Here is a 17,344-nt window from a genome sequence, read left to right on the forward strand (position 1 = left end):
CAACATGAAAACAAGATATATTATCCTATTACTTGCTGCTGCCTTAACCATTGGCAGTTGCAAAAAAGATTTATTGAATACCACACCATTGGCCCAGTCGTCAGATGCTACCTTCTGGAAAACAGCTGATGATGCGCAGACTGGATTAAACGCTGTTTATTCAACGCTGCCAGACAGCCGCGATTTTTGGCGAGACTGTCATAGCGATAACTCAGTTATGACCAATGCCTGGGGAGAAGGTGGAATGGGTTATATTAGCATGGGAACCTACTCTGCGACCGATACTTATATTCAGGAAGAATGGAATTATAATGCGCTACGAATCGCTTTAAACTATATTGATAAATTAAATGCTATGAGTATTGATGCTGCTGTTAAAAAGAGTTTTGATGCACAAGCCCGTTTTATACTCGCTTTACGTTACTTTAGGATGGCACAACTTTTCGGTGATCTTCCATTGATTAAGGAAAAACCAGTTAGCCTTGAGGAATCAAATTTGAAAAGGAGCCCAAAACAAGAAGTGCTTAATTATGTGTTACAGAATGTGGAGATTGCAATTGCAGGTTTACCAGCTTCTAATTCCGTAGCAAGTGATAACGGACATATTACCAAAGCTGCTGCATTGATGTTGAGGGCTAATGTCTATCTCTACATGGCTAGCATGAAAAAGTTTCATGATGGTCAGGACGATCCTGAATTATGGACTGAGGCAGCAAAATCTGCCACTGAGGTTACCACAATGGGCTTTGATCTCGAAAATAATTATGCTTATCTTTTTACTAAAGAGGCAAATAACAACAGTAAAGAAGTCATTTTGGCTTATCAGTATGTCCAGAACAAATTAACTGAATTTCTTGCAGTACTGGCATCTCCAACTGGCGTTGGTGTAACAGGAGAAGGCTGGGCAAGTTTTTGTCCAACAAGGGATCTCATAGACTCTTACCAATGTAAAGATGGAAAATCGATTAAGGTTTCTTCTTTGTATAACATGAATAAACCTTATGAAAATAGAGATTTAAGGTTAAAAATGACATTTATGCTTCCTGGAGTTCCTATATTGAGACCTGATGGCAGTAATACTGCATATCAACCTCATCCATTTTACGACATGCCGGAGCGAATGAACAACGAAGGAGGTGGGTTGACTGGTTATATGTACCTTAAATTTAATGACCTCACCAATCCAAAACCGGAAGAGGGCTGGACAAATTGGCCAATATACCGTTATGCAGAAAATCTTTTAATATTAGCAGAAGCTTTAAACGAATCGAGTCCTGCAGACCCTAAGATTGTATGGGCAATGAATAAAGTTAGAACAAGAGCTGGTTTGCCAGGAGTTGATGCACTGCAGGGTAACCAATCTGCTATGAGAGAAGCAATACGTGAAGAAAGAAGGCATGAATTTGTTGCGGAGCATAAAAGATATTTCGATATTTTGCGCTGGAAAATTGCTGAAGATGTTTTAAGCAAACCGGCGTATGGTATAAACAGCAATGTGAATGATCCAATCGGAGATTGGACAAAACCTATGTTTAAAGCGCAGGATCGTGTATTTAACCCTTCCAAAAATTATACGTGGCCAGTTCCACAAGCATTTATAGATCGAAATAGGAATTTGCTTCCCCAAAATAATGGTTGGTAGCAGCTCATTAACCAAATATTAAACATGCAAAATAAAACAGTCGGCAGAAGAAGTTTTATAAAGCAAGCAAGCCTGCTCACCGCAGGGCTTGCTGCTTTACAATTTCCTGTATGGGCCCGAAGCCTATTTTCTATCGGATATCCTGTACACAATATTCCAGAAAATAAATCCATAGATCTAACATGGCAACATTCACTTTTTAATAGAGGAACAGCTACAACTTATTTAAAAAGCAGAAACGAACTCAAGTATATAGGTATGCCTGTAGGTGGGTTACATGCCGGAACGGTATATGTGGGAGGAGATGGGAGGCTCTGGTTATGGCAAATCTATAATGAAAGTTTTGAGGGAGTTCATGAGGGAATAGATCCTAAAGTGGTGAATTGGAATGACGGAACTTCACTACGTAAAATTCGGCCAAGAGACGGATCTGCTTACGTTGAGCCGGCTATAGCCAATAACAGAAGGGTATTAGAACAAGGCTTTGCGGTTAAAATAAGCTATGAAGGAAAAACTATAATTAAAGAACTTAATGAAGATCATTGGGATGAAGTAAGCTTCCAGGGTTCTTATCCCGTTGCTACAATTACCTACAGTAGCAAGGGTTTTCCATTAGAAATACAGCTCAATGTTTATTCTCCTTTTATTCCACTTGAAGCTGAAAAATCAGCACTACCTGCGACTGTACTTAGGGTAGGAGTTGTGAATACAAGTAAAAAACCGATAGATATTTCTCTGTTGGGATGGATGGAAAATGGGGTGAACAAATTGACAGGTAAAGAAAATACGGGGCAAAGAAAGAACACGCTGTTGCCAGCCGGAGATTCAACCGGTATCTTTTTCTCTTCCGACAGCAACAACAAAGAAGTACACGAAGCAGGTGATGGTGGTTCCATGTGTTTTATGTTACATCATACCAAAGGAAAAGCCCAGGTTTCATTTAATCCATGGCCAATTAACAGCAAACACTTTGATGCATCTGAAAGCAGTTCTGCTTTAGAAGAATTTCCTGAAAAACTGATTGGAGCCATTGGTACAGCTGTTACATTAATCCCGGGACAAAAATTGAGCGCAGATTATTCAGTGAGCTGGTATTTTAATAACCCAAATCCAAAGCTTATAAAACTCGTTAAAGATGCCGAGGGTGGTTTCCACTACGGTGAAAAATTTAAGGACGCCAAAGAGGTTTCTAATTTTATAAATGCCAATTTTAAGGAGCTCTCTTCTACAACTGAACTTTGGGCCAGTACCTGGAAAGACTCTACACTACCACATTGGTTTCTGGAACGTACATTTGTGAATATAGGCACATTGGCTACGGCCAATACTTATCGTTTTGCAGATGGTCGTTTTTGGAGCTGGGAAGGCGTAGGAGCTTGCGCAGGTACCTGTACGCATGTATGGCAGTATGCACAGGCAATGGCCAGGATATTTCCAGAACTGGAAAGGGGACTACGCGAAGAGGTTGATTTGGGCGTTGGTTTTGTAGAAGAAAGCGGAGCTATACTTTTCCGAGGAGAAAATGAAACCCATCCGGCAATAGATGGCCAGGCGGGTACTATACTCAGGTTTTACCGGGAGCACCAAATGAGTAAAGACAGTCGTTTTTTGAATGCAAACTGGCCAAAAATAAAGAAGGCTGTGCAATTTATGCTGGCTCAGGATAAAAATGGGGATGGGATGACGGATACACCCATGGAGAACACACTTGATGCGGTATGGGAAGGAGAGATTGCCTGGATTGTTGGTTTATGTATCGCTGCTGCAAAGGCTGCTCAGATGATGGCTGAGGAAATGAAAGATATTTCATTTGCGAAGATTTGCGAAAATTATGTGTCCAATGGCAAAAGGAACATGGAAAAGGAGCTTTTTAACGGAGAATATTTCATACATCGTCCAGATGCAGTTCAGGGCCGCCAGAAATTGGGATCTTACAATACTTGTCATATAGATCAGGTATATGGACAGAGTTGGGCTTTTCAAGTGGGATTACCACGGATTCTGGACAAAGAAAAGACTCTTGCCGCACTTAGGGCTTTATGGAAGTATAATTTTACATTGGATGTAGGCCCATATATCAAAACTCATACTGGTGGACGCCCTTATGCTTTGCCTGGTGAAGGAGGGATGGTGATGAATACAAATCCCCACAACGAGACCAAGCCTTTTGGCGAAAATATAAGCTGGCAATTAGGATATTTCCATGAATGCATGAGTGGTTTTGAGCATCAGGTTGCAGCGCATTTTATGGCGGAAGGGATGCTGGATGAAAGTCTGGTTTTAACCCGTGCTATTCATGACAGGCACCATGCAGCGAAGAGGAACCCTTTCAATGAGATAGAGTGTAGTGACCATTATGCCAGAGCCATGGCCAGTTATGGTACATTTATTACAGCCTGTGGTTTTGAATATCATGGACCAAAAGGATATATCGGCTTTGCACCTAAGTGGAATAAGGAAAACTTTAAAGCAGCATTTACAACCGCGGCAGGATGGGGTACCTATAGCCAAAGAAAAACAGGCCTCAAACAAGTCCATCGTTTTGAATTGAAATATGGAGAATTGTCTCTCCATAAGATTGCATTGGAAAAACTTGATGGCGAAAAGACCAGTTCTGTTTTAGTAATATTGGGTGGCAGGCAAATTCCTGTAAAGTTTACCCAGGAAAATAATGCTTTGGAAATTATTCTAAAAGACAGGGTTATTGTAGGCAGAAATCAAACTTTAATAATATCGATTTCTTAAATTAACGAACAATGAAGCAATCAGCTTATAGTATAAAATACCTGGTGATCTTGTGGATTACCGGATGTTTAGTTCTTACCGCATGTAATGCACGTGTAGGTGACCAAAACATGGAGATAGAGAATAAGTCTGAGCACTGGAAACAGCAACTTAGTGAAAAGTTGCCTCTACTTGGCCACAGAAACTGGATATTGGTGGTAGATAAGGCTTTTCCAGAACAGAACTCGGTTGGAATGGAATATATCTATGCAAATGAAGATTTAGTGCCTGTGTTGAAACAAGTACTTGCACAGGTTAATCAATCTGGACATGTTAAGCCTATAATTTATCAGGATAAGGAGCTTAATTTTATTACAGAAAAGCAAGCAAGAGGAATTGTGCAATTCAGAACCAATGTTAAAGAAGTATTGGGTAAGCAGAAAGTACAAACTTTGTTTCATGATTCCGTTTTTAAAAAACTGGATGTGGAAGGTAAACTGTTCAAGGTTCTTGTTATTAAAACTGACGAGGTTATTCCTTATACTTCTGTGTTTTTGCAATTGGACTGTGCCTACTGGAATTCAGATAAAGAAAGGGAATTAAGGACAATATTAAATACGCATAAATAGGTTATTGTTCTTTCTGTCACTTTGGAAAATCGGTTTATCAAATTCCATTTCCAGATCGGACTGAAGAATAGTAATTTAACGCTCACATATAAATGATAAACCTATAACATCGTATGAACAAAATAAGATTAATCCTATTTACATTGCTATCGCTATCCTTCGTTGCACACGCCCAAGAGAGTCAGATTGCCCTGCAATCTCCTGGTGGAACCATTCAGGTTTCTGTGTCACTTTCTGATAAGATCTATTACTCTGTGGCCATCAATAAGGAAAGCCTGATGCAGAAGAATTATCTGAGCCTAAAGCTAGATAATGGCATACTTGGACAAAACCCTAAGCTACTGAATATCAAAAAAGGTAAAGGAACCGATGTCCTGAAACCTATAGTGCCTTTGAAGTTCTCTGTGGTCAATAATTTTTACAATTCCCTGGTGTTGAATTTTAAGGGCAGTTATTCTGTAGAATTTCGTGCCTTTGATGATGGTCTTGCGTATCGGTTTTTGACTCGTAAAAAGGGACAAATTGATATTGTAAATGAAGACTTCGCTGTGAATTTCCCCTCGGATTATTTACTCCATGTGCAGCAGCCGGGAGGCTTTAAAACGTCCTATGAAGAAGTTTATAGCCAGGTGAATTCAAGGGATTGGAAGGCCACAGATAAGATGTCAAATTTACCAATGCTAATAGACACCAGAAAAGCCTATAAGATACTGATCAGTGAATCGGATCTTTCTGACTATCCGGGAATGTTCCTTAAAGGGACTGGAAATAACGGTTTCCTCTCTGACTTTCCAAAAGTACCTCTGGAGTTTGGTGAAGATGGAGACCGTAGTCAAAAGATACTTAAGGAAGCCGGTTATATTGCCAGGACAACAGGTATCAGGAGCTTTCCATGGAGATATTTTGTAATTACTTCTACTGACAAACAGTTGATAGAAAATACAATGACGCTTAAACTTGCTTCCGTATCTCAGATTAAAGATCCAAGTTGGATCAAGCCAGGACAAGCCAGCTGGGAGTGGTGGAATGATGCGGCCCCCTATGGCCCTGACGTGGATTTTGTATCAGGATATAACCTGGAGACCTATAAATATTATATAGATTTTGCGGCCAAATTTGGATTGAAATATATCGTTATGGACGAAGGTTGGGCTAAAAGTACAACAGATCCTTTTACCCCTAATCCAAAGGTTGATGTCCATGAGCTGATCCGTTATGGAAAAGAAAAAGGTGTAGGAATTGTATTATGGTTAACCTGGCTCACCGTTCACAACCATATGGATGTATTTAAGACTTTCCAGGAGTGGGGAATCAAAGGGATGAAAATTGATTTTATGGACAGGAGTGACCAATGGATGGTAAACTACTACGAAAGTGTAGCTGAAGAGGCGGCAAAACACCAGTTGCTGGTTGATTTTCATGGTGCGTTTAAACCTTCTGGTTTAGAATACAAATATCCAAATGTGATCTCTTATGAGGGTGTTAGAGGAATGGAACAGATGGGGGGCACGTTTCCTGACAACAGTTTATATTTGCCTTTTATGCGGAATGCGGTTGGCCCAATGGATTATACACCTGGTGCCATGCTGAGCATGCAACCGGAAGTATATATGGCGGAAAGGCCTAATGCAGCAAGTATTGGAACCCGTGCTTATCAAATGGCTTTATTTGTTGTTTTTGAAAGCGGAATACAAATGCTTGCGGATAATCCGACTCTATATTACAGAAGTCTGGATTGTACGGAGTTTATTACGCAGGTACCTACTACCTGGGATGAAACTAAAGCGCTCGAAGCTGAAGCCGGTGTAGTTGCTGTGGTTGCCAAACGTAAGAGGCAAACCTGGTTTATTGGCGGTATTACCAATGGCAAAGAGAAGGAACGGAATTTGGAGTTGAATTTCGATTTTCTGGAGAAAGGTAAAACTTATACGATGACCTATTTTGAAGATGGGATCAATGCCGATCGCCAGGCTATGGATTATAGAAAGAAAACAATACAGGTTAAGTCTGGTGATCGCTTTCCAGTAAAAATGGCCAGGAACGGAGGATTTGCTGCTGTCATCAAATAGGTAATGTGCAAGTTCTGCGATAATATGAAAATAGATTTTATGGTCTCTCTGGACCTTACAGGCCCTGAGGTTCGCCCATTAAAATCTATTTTCCTGGGTGCAGACTGGATTGGTTGATCAGAACTTTCTCTATAAGGATAGGCGATTAACAACCTGTATTAAAGCGCATTATAGTCTTTGGGATTCGTTTTCTAATCCGGATTCTCGTCTGTCTTGTGTTTTGATTTTGTTATTGCCGAAACGGTAGCTGAAGTTTATACGGACTTGACGGGTTTCTCCAGTGTAGGTGGTATGAAGCAATAGATTATTCAGTTGGGTATCTGTATTGTATTTGTTTCCTCTGAACAGATCTGAGACACCCAGGCTAAGCGTAGCTTTGTTTTGCATCAGGTTCTTTTTTAAACCGAGGTCTATTTGTGAGTTGCTTTTTACATTGGTATTTAAGCTGCTGATTCTTTTCGAGTTCCATACGCTGGCCGCTTCGGCGGTTATACCTCCTGGCAGGTCGAAGTTTTGCTGAATATTTAAGGTGCCGGATAAACGGCTACGGTTGTAGTTTCCGTATTCTAAGGTGCCCACTTTATTGTCCAAGCAGTATGCTATGCCAGTGAGGGTCATGTTCCACCATTTGGTCAGGCTCAATTGCTGGGTTACAGTTAGGTTCAGGTTATTTTGAAATCCGATATTCCTGGGGATCATGTTAATAAGATTATCCTGAAAAACTTCTGTAATCGTATTGCTGATATCTGTCGTATGGGTGTAACTGATGGATATGGTGGTTTTTTGATAGATATACTGCAGCGCTAACGTATTTGCATACTGGGGTTTCAGAAATGGATTGCCTTTCCAGTAAGACAATTCATCTACGGGGTAGGAAAAAGGGTTTAGGTTGTTGTAGGCAGGGCGGTCAATGCGTCGGGCAAAACTTAAGTTGTAAGTGCCCGATTTTATGGTTTTATAGGTAATTGCAGCGGTCGGAAAAAGGTTAAGATAGTTTCTAACAACCGATGTTGGTGGTATCGCACTGCCTTCACGGGGTTGAAGGTCTCCCTGGGAATGGGTGTTTTCCAATCGCAGGCCTATATCTACGTTAAGTCCTTGTGCCAGGGGTGTTTCATACTTCAGGTATCCTGCACTTACTTGTTCTTTATAATTGAAGGTATTGGATAGATTGATGTCTATTACATTTTCACTTCCGTTCATGTCGTATTGGTCAAATACATTGTCTGCGGCCACGTTGGAAAATTTTGAACCTGTCGACACTCTTCCTTTGCCAATTGGGAAACCGTAATCGGCCTTAAGAGCGTATAATTTAATATATCTGCTATTGGCAACCAGAAAATTATTAGAGGATTGGAATACGCCGTCTGGTGAATAGAATGTATTGGTGCTCAGATTTTTTGTCGCTGCATCAAAGATTCCATAGTCTGCATCTATATCCAGACTGGTCTGGTTGCTACCTTTGTAACGGTAGTTTAAGTTGGCATTGTACCGGTGTGCTTTTTGTTCGGGGTAATCGCTCTTGCTTCTGAGGATCTGTAGAAGGTTGCCCGTTGCCTGGTCATAAATGTTGGTGACCGGGAAGATCAAGCCACCACCGGCTGAAAAATTAGCATTCATCACTACGCCCAGTGTCTTGGTGGTGTCTATTGCATAATCTGCACCGAGCGTTGATCCTATACTGTGTTTTTTATCTATGTCATGGTTGGAGTTCAAATATATCTTTCCATTGGTTGTTCTGTCATTATCGTAGTCCATGGCATAATGTCCAAAGTTGTGATTGTAACCTCCAAACATATTCAGCTTTCCTTTGCGAAAATTCAGGTTTATATTCGTGTTTTGCTTTAAAGTTTTGCCATAGGCGATGCCATTATTCATACTGCCGTTAAAGCCTTCGGCCATTGATTTTTTAAGTATAAGGTTAACAATACCACCGGTTCCTGCAGCATCATATTCGGCTGACGGGTTTTTAATGACCTCGACGGATTTTAAGTCGGAGGCTGACATTGATTTCAGCAATTGAGCCAATTCTTCTGCCTGCAGGTAAGTTTGTCTGCCATTAACCATCACCAAAGCGCCATTAGCTCCATTCAGGGTAATGGTGTTGTCTTGATTGACGATGATGCCTGGTATTTTCTTAAGTGCTTCTAATGCATTGGTTCCCTGTGCCGTGATACTTCGCTCGATGTTATAAATCATTTTTCTGCCTTCGATCTTGATTAGGGGTTTGTTAACAGAACTTTCAATGACGACTTCTTTTAAACTACGGGCGTTGAGTTCAATTTTGAGGATACCTAAATCTGTATTGCCTGATGATTTTGGTAACTCTGTTTGGTAGCTGAGCATACCTAAGTAGGTAACGGAAAGGATATAGGTTGCAGGTGGAACTGAAAAATGGAAAGATCCGTCTGGATTACTTAGCGCTTGTTTAACAACCTGACCACTATTGTTGTCTTTTAAAAATAATGTTGCTCCATCTACAGGCTCGTTTTTTGTGTTTTTGATTATTCCTTTTATGGTGACGTCGGTTTTATTTTGTGCGAATGTGGTTGAAATAATGCAGCTTAATAAAATGAGAAGGAAGGTGGTTTGGCGTAGGGCAGGATTTATCATGAAACGAGCGGTCACTTGTTTTTTATTGGTTGGATTCAGGTTTGTGTGTATTTGTAATGTGTTTAGCTAACATATCATTTATTTTTCGGTTATACAACCTGGTATCTTAAGTTTGGCTGAATACCTGTGTGTAGAGGTCTTGTTCTGAAAAATAGATTTTATGGCCTCTCTGGACCTTACAGGCCCTGAGGTTCGTCCATCAAAATCTATTTTTCTTGGGTGCAGACCAGATGGGGTGAAGGAAGGGGATAGCATTGGTAATGGTTCATCGGACCTGAGAAATCAACTACTAAACGGTTTTTCTGGCTGGTGACCTTGGCTTGTTGTTACGATGTTGATCGTTGGCTTCTTATTGTAATATTTTTGACTTGATACCTGGCGATTTCTTTAAATGTGGCAATAGCTTTATATTTAATCAAAATCCAATGCAAACATCGAGACATGAATAAAAATAGGTCATCTTTAGTTTTGTTATTTGTTGTTTCTTTTCTAACGTTTATGGTATCCTGCCAAAATAAGGAGGACTCTGATTACCAGTACTCTGAGGAGCAGATGAAACAGTTTCTTGTTGAAGTAACCAAGAATGCTGTGGCCACTATAACTGATATTACGGAGGTAGAGAAGAAACCGACCAATAAATTCGAGATCTGTACCAGATATCCTCTTTCTGAGGAGAAACTTAATGAGTACAAACAAAATAACGGAACCATAGTCAATAGGGACGATGATATTTCTGATTTTGCAACTTATACGGTTAAAGATTTCGATTTTACAAATGAGAAAAACGAAAAGCTGCGCTTTGTAGATAATGGAGATGCTACTTATTTGCAAGAATATGGTCTATGGGAATACACGAATACTTTGCACCAAAATTTGGGCATAGAATTGACATTGAATGATAAGTTCGAAAAATTGAAAGGCCATGTTACTATTGAGTTTATAATGCCTGGAAAAATAAAGAAGGTGGTAATGATTCCAGTGAATATTTCAATTTATGACAAAGTCGCACAAAAATAAATAGTTAATTGTTCGTAACAAAAACCCTTGCTCGATCCATTTGTTTTTAGAGAGAGGAATAGGCCTCCATAAAATCAATAAGAATGAGTACGATTACAGTAAAAGACGGCACCGAAATTTATTACAAAGACTGGGGAACCGGTCAACCTCTTTTTTTTCATCATGGATGGCCTTTGTCTGGAGATGATTGGGACGGCCAAATGATGTTTTTCCTTGAGAAAGGATTTCGGGTTATTGCTCATGATCGTCGTGGTCATGGAAGGTCCGGTCAAACTCCGAATGGGCATGATATGGACACTTATGCGGCAGATGTGGCAGAGCTGACTCAGGCACTTGATCTAAAAGATGCGATTCATATTGGTCATTCCACAGGGGGCGGTGAGGTGATTCGTTATGTTGCAAAACATGGTAAAGGTCGTGTTGCTAAGGCGGTGCTCATTAGTGCGGTTACTCCGATCATGGTAAAGAATGAAAATAATCCGGACGGCATTCCTTTGTCTGTATTTGATGAGATTCGTGAGGGTACAGCTTTTCACAGGCCGCAGTATTTTCAGGATTTTACGCTTCCGTTTTATGGATATAACCGTGAGGGTGCGAAAGTGTCACAGGGTGTTCGGGATAATTGGTGGCGCCAGGGTATGATGGGTGCTATAAAAGCCCATGTTGATTGTGTAAAGGCCTTTTCAGAAACAGATTTTACTGATGATCTTAAAAGCGTGGATATTCCGGTACTTGTTCTGCATGGTGAGGATGATCAGATTGTTCCATTTCCAATTACGGGTGCTGTGGCGGTTAAGCTTTTGAAGCATGGAAGGCTTATTTCCTATCCAGGCTTCCCGCACGGCATGCCAACGACAGAGGCAGCGACTATAAATAAGGATCTTTTGGCATTTATCAAATCATAGCTTTTAGTAGAAAAAATAGGATTTATGGTCTCTCTGGACCTTACAGGCCCTGAGGTTCGCCCCTTAAATCCTATTTTTCTTGGATGCAGACCGGGGTTAGTGTATAAAGCTGGGTATTACTTACTAAGAATTTTTAATGATTTGGTATTTGGCAAAATGTGCCAGAATAAAACTAGCAATTTTAGCTGTTTTTATATATTCAGAAACAGACTTATTATCGATTTTCAGATAGATGATTTTACTTGTAAAATACCAAAGATACAAGGATGATGCAATGACTAAAATTAGAAATACACATAGTCCCGTTATCAATATTAGAGAATAAGCTGACTTTGATATATACCCGGTATTTATTAACCAAAAGATTATTCCTCCAGGAACTAGAAGTATTGCGCCGAATAATATTAAAACAGCAACTAGACAGGGAAATGAGAGGAAGATTGTTGCAATTACTTTTTTCGCTATTTGCTTTGTTGAGCGCTTGAAAAGCATGGGAGTAAAAAGTAGCAGCGAGATGCTTAGAAGCAGGAAATATGCGATGAATGCAAGGAAAATAGGAAAGGTTGGAGGCATATTACAATTTTTAATGCGGAATTGTGGAAAAGATGAAACGGCTCGTGAGATGTTGCAAAAGGGAGAAGCCATTTTTAAATCAGCTTAAATTTCGTGCGGATATAGATGGAGTGATTGTTCATGGTTTTAACCTTTCTGCTATCAGGGAAGAGAAACTCTTCACACCAATTCTTAGACATTCTTCGTCTACCATAAAATTTGGGGCATGATTCATGGCGATGATGCCTTTCTCAAAGTTGGATCCACCGAGTAAGAAGTAGACTCCTGGTACTTTTTGCTGAAAGTAGGCGAAATCATCGTTGAAATACGGAATTTGTCCATAGTCTGGGAGTATGCTTTGTTTTCCGTATATCTTTGAAATGGTGTTTATTGCCTGATCTGTTAGTTTTTCGTTGTTCTGAATGGTGGGATTATTCTGTATATATTCAATTGAAATCAACTGATCTTTATATTTCGTTTCTTTAATGAGTTGTTCTATTTCCGGGATGATGTTTTGCTGGTTTGATTTGTTGGTTTCGTAAACATAGGCTTCCAGGAGAAGTTCATTTTCTTTTGTACGGATGCGAAAATCTTTATCCATAAAAAGGTAGTCTTGAAATATCGTATTTGGGTTGCCTAATCCAAGATTGGGATCGGCGAGGAATTGGATATCCCATGGCGTAGTATTTGCCTTGGTACGGAATAGCTTTCTGTATATTTTCTGTGAGAGTTCTTTTGCTTCTTCGTTCGATAGTTCGTTTTTTAGCTTTATCCGGACTCTTTTTTGATACGCAAACATTTCATTTGGCTTTGCCATGATCTTACCCACTGGAAGTGCGCTTACGTGCAAAGCATATATTTCATCGGGTTTTATTTTTGTAAATAATCCATTGTTAACCATAGCTTTTGCTCCAACAAAGGTTTCTTCTTCGGGCTGGAATATAAAATAGACTGTTCCGTTTAATGATTTTTTGTTCTTTGACAGAATTTCTGCAATTCCAAGCGCGATTGCCATGTGGACATCATGTCCACAGCCATGTTGTACGCCATCTATTTTAGATTTGAAGTCGGCTTTATCTGGGAAATTGTTCGGTAATGCATCCATATCGCTACGCCAGGCAATTTTTTTTCCTTTTTTATTTCCTTCTAAAATGCCTACTATACCATGTCCATAGATGTCTGTTTCCACCTTTAATCCTAAATCCAGCAGGTACTGTTTTATGAATTCTTGTGTTTGTTTTTCTTTGCCGGCTAATTCTGGATTTTCGTGAAAGTTTCTTCTGATTTTTACAAGTTTATCGAAGATCTTGTCTGTTTGGGTAGTGATTGTTTGGTGAGTTAGTGGCTCGTCTTTTTTTTGCTGAAAACTGGAGAGTACGATAAAGGCGGAGAATAGCAGGAGTTTGAGTTTCATGTAAGGTTTTTTCTTACTGCTATGATCTTTGGATATTGGGTAATGTTACAAACCAAATGGGTTTTATGTTTGAAAAATAGGATTTATGGGCTCTCTGGACCTTACAGGTCTTGAGGTTCGCCCATTAAATCCTATTTTTCCTGGGTGCAGACTGGGTTTAGATTTTAGTTACGATGATAATTCCGGTTGACCAGTTCATTTTAGTGAATCTAAGGTCTTGCCTGGTTTCAAGATAGTTTACTAATCGCTCAACATTTTCACCATGCGTTTCAGGCCAATTTGGTTGTGGTAGCATGTCATCTATGATATAGAAACCACCTGTTTTTACCATATTCAGTGCTTCATCTAAGGTTGAGTATTTACCTGGCCATGCATCGGCAAATATTAAATCAAATTTTTGATATGGGTTGTTTTTTAGCCATTCATTGGCATCTGCACAGAGGATTTCGACTCTCGGATCTGTTTTAAAAAATTCTCTTGCAACCGAAGTATATTCTTCGCTATTGTCTATGGATATGATGATAGATTCATTGTCCATTGACTCTGTAATCCAGGAGAGGGAAAGGCCGGTTCCGGTACCGAGTTCTAAGAAACGACCTTGTGGTTTTGATGCTACCAGTGTTCTTAGCAAACTTCCAGTCTGTAGATCTGAGGGCATGGAAAAATTAATTCTTTTTGATGCTTCCTGGATGCTTTTATAGTTTTCTGGTAATTTAATAGAGGTATCGTTCATAATTATAGTTTGAATAAAGGTAGGTTTAATGGAGATTCTATATTAAACCAAATTGTTTTAGGTGGTGAAAGAAGTGTTTGTCGTGCCAGATGAGCCATTCTTTATAGTTCATTGGTCCAAATCCGCCATGTATTGCTGTTCTCCCTGGCTTGGTGAAATATTGATCAAAATCATCAAGTTCAGCCATTAACTGCTGAATTGCGGCTGATAGGCTTGGATAGAGCAGTTGCTCTTGGGCTGTTCCGAATACTACATTTCTTGGGATCTCTACATTGGTGTAGATGTTGATTTGTTTGGCTTTGTTTGCTTCTTCTTCTGGAACTTCGCAGAATGGCTCTTTTTTGCCGTTGGTATATTGGACTTGGTCTATGAGGTGTTCTACCATTTGTTGTGGTGTCATTTTCCCCCAAATTGGTAGTGTATTTGGTTGGAGTTTTAGAAAGTGGCTTTCTAGTTGTTTTCGGTTTTGGGGTTCTATTAGTTCGGTTAGTGGTTCCATTTGTTTAAGATTGGAAATAATGCTGAATAAACTCGAAATTGTTTGAAAAATAGGATTTATGGGCTCTCTGGACCTTACAGGCCCTGAGGTTCGCCCATAAAATCCTATTTTTCCTGGGTGCAGGCTGGAGTTGTTGCATGGACAGTTATTTCCGATCTTCTTGTTGGTGTCTTGTGCGATTGCTGGTTAGAGAAAGTAGAGTAAAAATCTTATTTTGCGATGTGATATAACTAGTGGTAGATTATTTATGCGTTTGAAAAATATAGATGTCTTTATTAAAGATTTGGTTGATCGGTTTCCTGAGATAAGGGAAGAAGTATTAGATGAAGATTACATAGGCATATTTACTTTACAAATTGGATGTTTTAAACGATTCACGCAGAAGGCTATTGATTTAGGGGACTTAGAGACAATAAAAAGATGCTTTAATTTTGTGGAAGAAAATATAAGTGGGGTGGAATTTAAAATTGAAAATGCGCTTTTTATATCATATGTAGGTAAATTGGATTTTAAGGGAAGTAGTCAAATAGAAAATTTAATACCACAAACACTAAAGAAAGTGCTTGGCGAACTTAAATTCTATTATGACGGGCAAGCATAAAAATCTAGCCTTTGGGTTTGTGATTCAGTGAATTAGAATGATGATGAATATGTGGTTAATACGAAATACAACCATTTTAAACATTACATTATAGCTTTTCACGATAATATGTTTGAATGTGTAGCAAAGGAATTTGAAGTTGTTGAGAATGTGCCTTTATTCCTAATTCAACATTACCTTTAGCCAACTTTGATTGCAGTAAATTGCTATATGTAAATCAGGGCAGTCTTATCGTCTCAATTTTGCTTAATAGGTTCGGGAAAGCTATCGCTTTTCCTTACAGTGACGATGTTTAAAATTTTTCCCGAGAATTGATTAGACTTTCTCGCTCTGGATTAAAATAATCTAGCTGTTTATCTTCAAAAAGTTGCTCTAGTGCATCAACTCCAGCTTTGATTTTATAATCTCTTTCTTCCTCGGTTATCGGGATAAACCAGTAGCAGTTTATTTTTTGGTCATTAAATTCAAAGTTTCCTAGTTCTTGTCCATCTAAATATGGCAATGAAATAAAACCGTGGTCGCATTTGGAATTGTCTAGCCAGGACTGTCCAATGTTAACTGTGTGGTGTAAATCTAGGGGCCTGCTATTTCTATGATAGGAAGCACAAACAGTTAAAAGCTCAACTAATATCTCGTCTGCCTTTGGAGCGTAAACAAACAATTCGATTGTGTCATTTTCGAATCCATCTGCGGACATACCTACTGTGCAGTAGCAGAACATTTGATGCTTGTTGTTTGGAGGGAATTCTAAAACAACGAAATCTTGATGTAATTTGTCTGTTGGGCCTTTAGATAATTTTAGTGGTTTACCTGATATACCGAAATAGGATTCGTAATGGGTTATTAATTGTTCTGCATAAGTTCTGGTGACTGGTATCTTCATAATGATTGTGATGGCAAGTTAGGCAAAATAGGCTATAAATCTAAATTTGAAGGATTGACCAAAGAAATTGAGAAAATAGTAAACTTTAAACTTCCCGAATAGAACCTTCCTTTTTAATAACGGTAGAATCTTTTATCTTTAGGGTATATGAAAACGCTTTTATTAATTTGTTCGTTTGTCGTTTTTTCTTTCTCGCTTAATAAGGCTCAGGAAGATGTGATTATTTAAATGGTTATGCTAAATAAGCTAAGGATATCATAAAGATGGAAGAAACACATAACTATAGAAACGATAAGAAAACAATTTCAGATATTGAGGAGTTTGGGCTTTCTGTAATCATGATTGAGGCTACAGATTATTTGCCTTCGTTTGCCTATAGCATTGGGCTTTGGCAAAAATACAGGCACCCTGAAATTATTTGTTTTGATTTGAGTGTGCAAACTTTGCATGCTTTAATTAACGATGTTGCTGATTTGGTTAAAGACAATCAAATTATAGAAACAGGAATACCTTATAGTGATTTTTTTAACGAGGGGAAGGCTGAGTTTGTTAAAGTTGACCCACGCAGTATCAGGGATTATTTTGGCTATGCCATAGATTTTTATAATTCGGTCGATTTTCCTGCTGTCCAGTTGGTTTGGACCGATAGAAATGATAGGTTTCCGTGGGAGATTGATTTTGAGCAAGAGTTTATTTACAGACAGCCCTTATTGGATAGAAATGCGGAATTTAAATTTAGGGAGAGCACTAATCTTGGTGTATTTACGACGAGGCAGTGGCTTGAAAAACGAAAGTCTATCTTGCACGTTGTTCATGATGAAGACGGCGACTGGCAGTTTCTCACTGGTGACCAATTACCGGAAGATATTCAACTTGTGGCTTTGGAGCAAATGATTTTACATGATTGTACACTCAATAATATCTTTAATCTGGATTATGGCGAAGAGGCTATCCGAACTGAAATTGGTGAACGTTGGGAGAGACGTACGGCACAGGATTAGTGTTGAATAGATATAATATTTAACACCGGTATGATCAATACATTTTTTCTATTTTTATATTA

14 protein-coding genes are annotated in these 17,344 nt (G+C 39.1%); 9 read left to right on the forward strand and 5 right to left on the reverse strand.

All coding sequences use genetic code 11. The features are described from left to right. Positions 1–4 precede the first annotated feature (4 nt). The 4 genes from R2S08_RS12070 (at position 5) to R2S08_RS12085 (ending at position 7,064) form a co-directional block, all read left to right on the forward strand. Positions 5–1,642 carry a RagB/SusD family nutrient uptake outer membrane protein gene (locus R2S08_RS12070; protein WP_316835414.1) on the forward strand — a complete coding sequence of 546 codons (1,638 nt, stop codon included), beginning with the start codon at positions 5–7 and terminating at the stop codon, positions 1,640–1,642. 24 nt (positions 1,643–1,666) lie between these two features. Then, positions 1,667–4,387, forward strand: coding sequence for a GH116 family glycosyl-hydrolase (locus tag R2S08_RS12075; RefSeq protein ID WP_316835415.1), 2,721 nt, complete (start codon positions 1,667–1,669; stop codon positions 4,385–4,387). 11 nt (positions 4,388–4,398) lie between these two features. Beyond that, positions 4,399–4,995, forward strand: coding sequence for an RbsD/FucU domain-containing protein (locus tag R2S08_RS12080; protein ID WP_316835416.1), 597 nt, complete (start codon positions 4,399–4,401; stop codon positions 4,993–4,995). A 113-nt stretch (positions 4,996–5,108) separates the two neighbouring features. Beyond that, positions 5,109–7,064 carry a glycoside hydrolase family 97 protein gene (locus R2S08_RS12085; protein WP_316835417.1) on the forward strand — a complete coding sequence of 652 codons (1,956 nt, stop codon included), beginning with the start codon at positions 5,109–5,111 and terminating at the stop codon, positions 7,062–7,064. A 168-nt stretch (positions 7,065–7,232) separates the two neighbouring features. Here R2S08_RS12085 and R2S08_RS12090 read toward each other — a convergent pair whose 3' ends face one another. Then, the gene (locus R2S08_RS12090; protein ID WP_316835418.1) at positions 7,233–9,677 is read right to left on the reverse strand and encodes a TonB-dependent receptor; all 2,445 of its coding nucleotides are present in this window, start codon (positions 9,675–9,677) and stop codon (positions 7,233–7,235) included. Positions 9,678–10,118: 441 nt separating this feature from the next. Here R2S08_RS12090 and R2S08_RS12095 point away from each other — a divergent pair, with 441 nt between their 5' ends. The 3 genes from R2S08_RS12095 (at position 10,119) to R2S08_RS12105 (ending at position 12,260) form a co-directional block, all read left to right on the forward strand. Further along, a complete protein-coding gene (locus R2S08_RS12095) occupies positions 10,119–10,694 on the forward strand; it encodes a hypothetical protein (RefSeq protein WP_316835419.1) in 576 nt (191 codons plus the stop codon). An 83-nt stretch (positions 10,695–10,777) separates the two neighbouring features. Next, complete coding sequence (locus R2S08_RS12100; protein WP_316835420.1) at positions 10,778–11,599, forward strand: alpha/beta hydrolase; 822 nt, start codon at positions 10,778–10,780, stop codon at positions 11,597–11,599. A gap of 490 nt (positions 11,600–12,089) precedes the next feature. Continuing rightward, entirely contained in the window at positions 12,090–12,260 is a 171-nt protein-coding gene (locus R2S08_RS12105; RefSeq protein WP_316835421.1) for a hypothetical protein, read from the forward strand. Between the two features lie 30 nt (positions 12,261–12,290). Here R2S08_RS12105 and R2S08_RS12110 read toward each other — a convergent pair whose 3' ends face one another. From R2S08_RS12110 to R2S08_RS12120, 3 genes are all read right to left on the reverse strand, one after another. Continuing rightward, positions 12,291–13,565, reverse strand: coding sequence for an amidohydrolase (locus R2S08_RS12110; protein ID WP_316835422.1), 1,275 nt, complete (start codon positions 13,563–13,565; stop codon positions 12,291–12,293). 157 nt (positions 13,566–13,722) lie between these two features. Then, complete coding sequence (locus R2S08_RS12115) at positions 13,723–14,298, reverse strand: O-methyltransferase (protein WP_316835423.1); 576 nt, start codon at positions 14,296–14,298, stop codon at positions 13,723–13,725. Positions 14,299–14,335: 37 nt separating this feature from the next. Further along, the gene (locus R2S08_RS12120) at positions 14,336–14,797 is read right to left on the reverse strand and encodes a hypothetical protein (protein ID WP_316835424.1); all 462 of its coding nucleotides are present in this window, start codon (positions 14,795–14,797) and stop codon (positions 14,336–14,338) included. Between the two features lie 253 nt (positions 14,798–15,050). On the opposite strand from R2S08_RS12120, the gene R2S08_RS12125 reads away from it, so the two are divergent. Beyond that, on the forward strand, positions 15,051–15,398 hold the full coding sequence (locus R2S08_RS12125; RefSeq protein WP_316835425.1) for a hypothetical protein: 348 nt from the start codon (positions 15,051–15,053) through the stop codon (positions 15,396–15,398). A 292-nt stretch (positions 15,399–15,690) separates the two neighbouring features. Here R2S08_RS12125 and R2S08_RS12130 read toward each other — a convergent pair whose 3' ends face one another. Further along, complete coding sequence (locus R2S08_RS12130) at positions 15,691–16,281, reverse strand: suppressor of fused domain protein (protein WP_316835426.1); 591 nt, start codon at positions 16,279–16,281, stop codon at positions 15,691–15,693. Positions 16,282–16,544: 263 nt separating this feature from the next. Between R2S08_RS12130 and R2S08_RS12135 the strand changes: the two genes are divergently transcribed. After that, positions 16,545–17,282 (forward strand): DUF4262 domain-containing protein, encoded by a 738-nt coding sequence (locus R2S08_RS12135; RefSeq protein WP_316835427.1) that lies wholly within the window; start codon positions 16,545–16,547, stop codon positions 17,280–17,282. Positions 17,283–17,344 lie beyond the last annotated feature (62 nt).

It is taken from the genome of Pedobacter nutrimenti, from assembly GCF_032678445.1.
Classification (GTDB): Bacteria; Bacteroidota; Bacteroidia; order Sphingobacteriales; family Sphingobacteriaceae; genus Pedobacter; species Pedobacter nutrimenti_A.

What these genes read in the sequence shown, in the direction of transcription:
- R2S08_RS12070 (WP_316835414.1), top strand. Translation starts at nt 5, where the DNA reads ATGAAAACAAGATATATTATCCTATTACTTGCTGCTGCCTTAACCATT.
- R2S08_RS12135 (WP_316835427.1), top strand. Translation starts at nt 16,545, where the DNA reads ATGGAAGAAACACATAACTATAGAAACGATAAGAAAACAATTTCAGAT.
- R2S08_RS12095 (WP_316835419.1), top strand. Translation starts at nt 10,119, where the DNA reads ATGAATAAAAATAGGTCATCTTTAGTTTTGTTATTTGTTGTTTCTTTT.
- R2S08_RS12115 (WP_316835423.1), bottom strand. Translation starts at nt 14,298, where the DNA reads ATGAACGATACCTCTATTAAATTACCAGAAAACTATAAAAGCATCCAG.
- R2S08_RS12100 (WP_316835420.1), top strand. Translation starts at nt 10,778, where the DNA reads ATGAGTACGATTACAGTAAAAGACGGCACCGAAATTTATTACAAAGAC.
- R2S08_RS12075 (WP_316835415.1), top strand. Translation starts at nt 1,667, where the DNA reads ATGCAAAATAAAACAGTCGGCAGAAGAAGTTTTATAAAGCAAGCAAGC.
- R2S08_RS12130 (WP_316835426.1), bottom strand. Translation starts at nt 16,281, where the DNA reads ATGAAGATACCAGTCACCAGAACTTATGCAGAACAATTAATAACCCAT.
- R2S08_RS12105 (WP_316835421.1), top strand. Translation starts at nt 12,090, where the DNA reads ATGGGAGTAAAAAGTAGCAGCGAGATGCTTAGAAGCAGGAAATATGCG.
- R2S08_RS12110 (WP_316835422.1), bottom strand. Translation starts at nt 13,565, where the DNA reads ATGAAACTCAAACTCCTGCTATTCTCCGCCTTTATCGTACTCTCCAGT.
- R2S08_RS12090 (WP_316835418.1), bottom strand. Translation starts at nt 9,677, where the DNA reads ATGATAAATCCTGCCCTACGCCAAACCACCTTCCTTCTCATTTTATTA.
- R2S08_RS12080 (WP_316835416.1), top strand. Translation starts at nt 4,399, where the DNA reads ATGAAGCAATCAGCTTATAGTATAAAATACCTGGTGATCTTGTGGATT.
- R2S08_RS12085 (WP_316835417.1), top strand. Translation starts at nt 5,109, where the DNA reads ATGAACAAAATAAGATTAATCCTATTTACATTGCTATCGCTATCCTTC.
- R2S08_RS12120 (WP_316835424.1), bottom strand. Translation starts at nt 14,797, where the DNA reads ATGGAACCACTAACCGAACTAATAGAACCCCAAAACCGAAAACAACTA.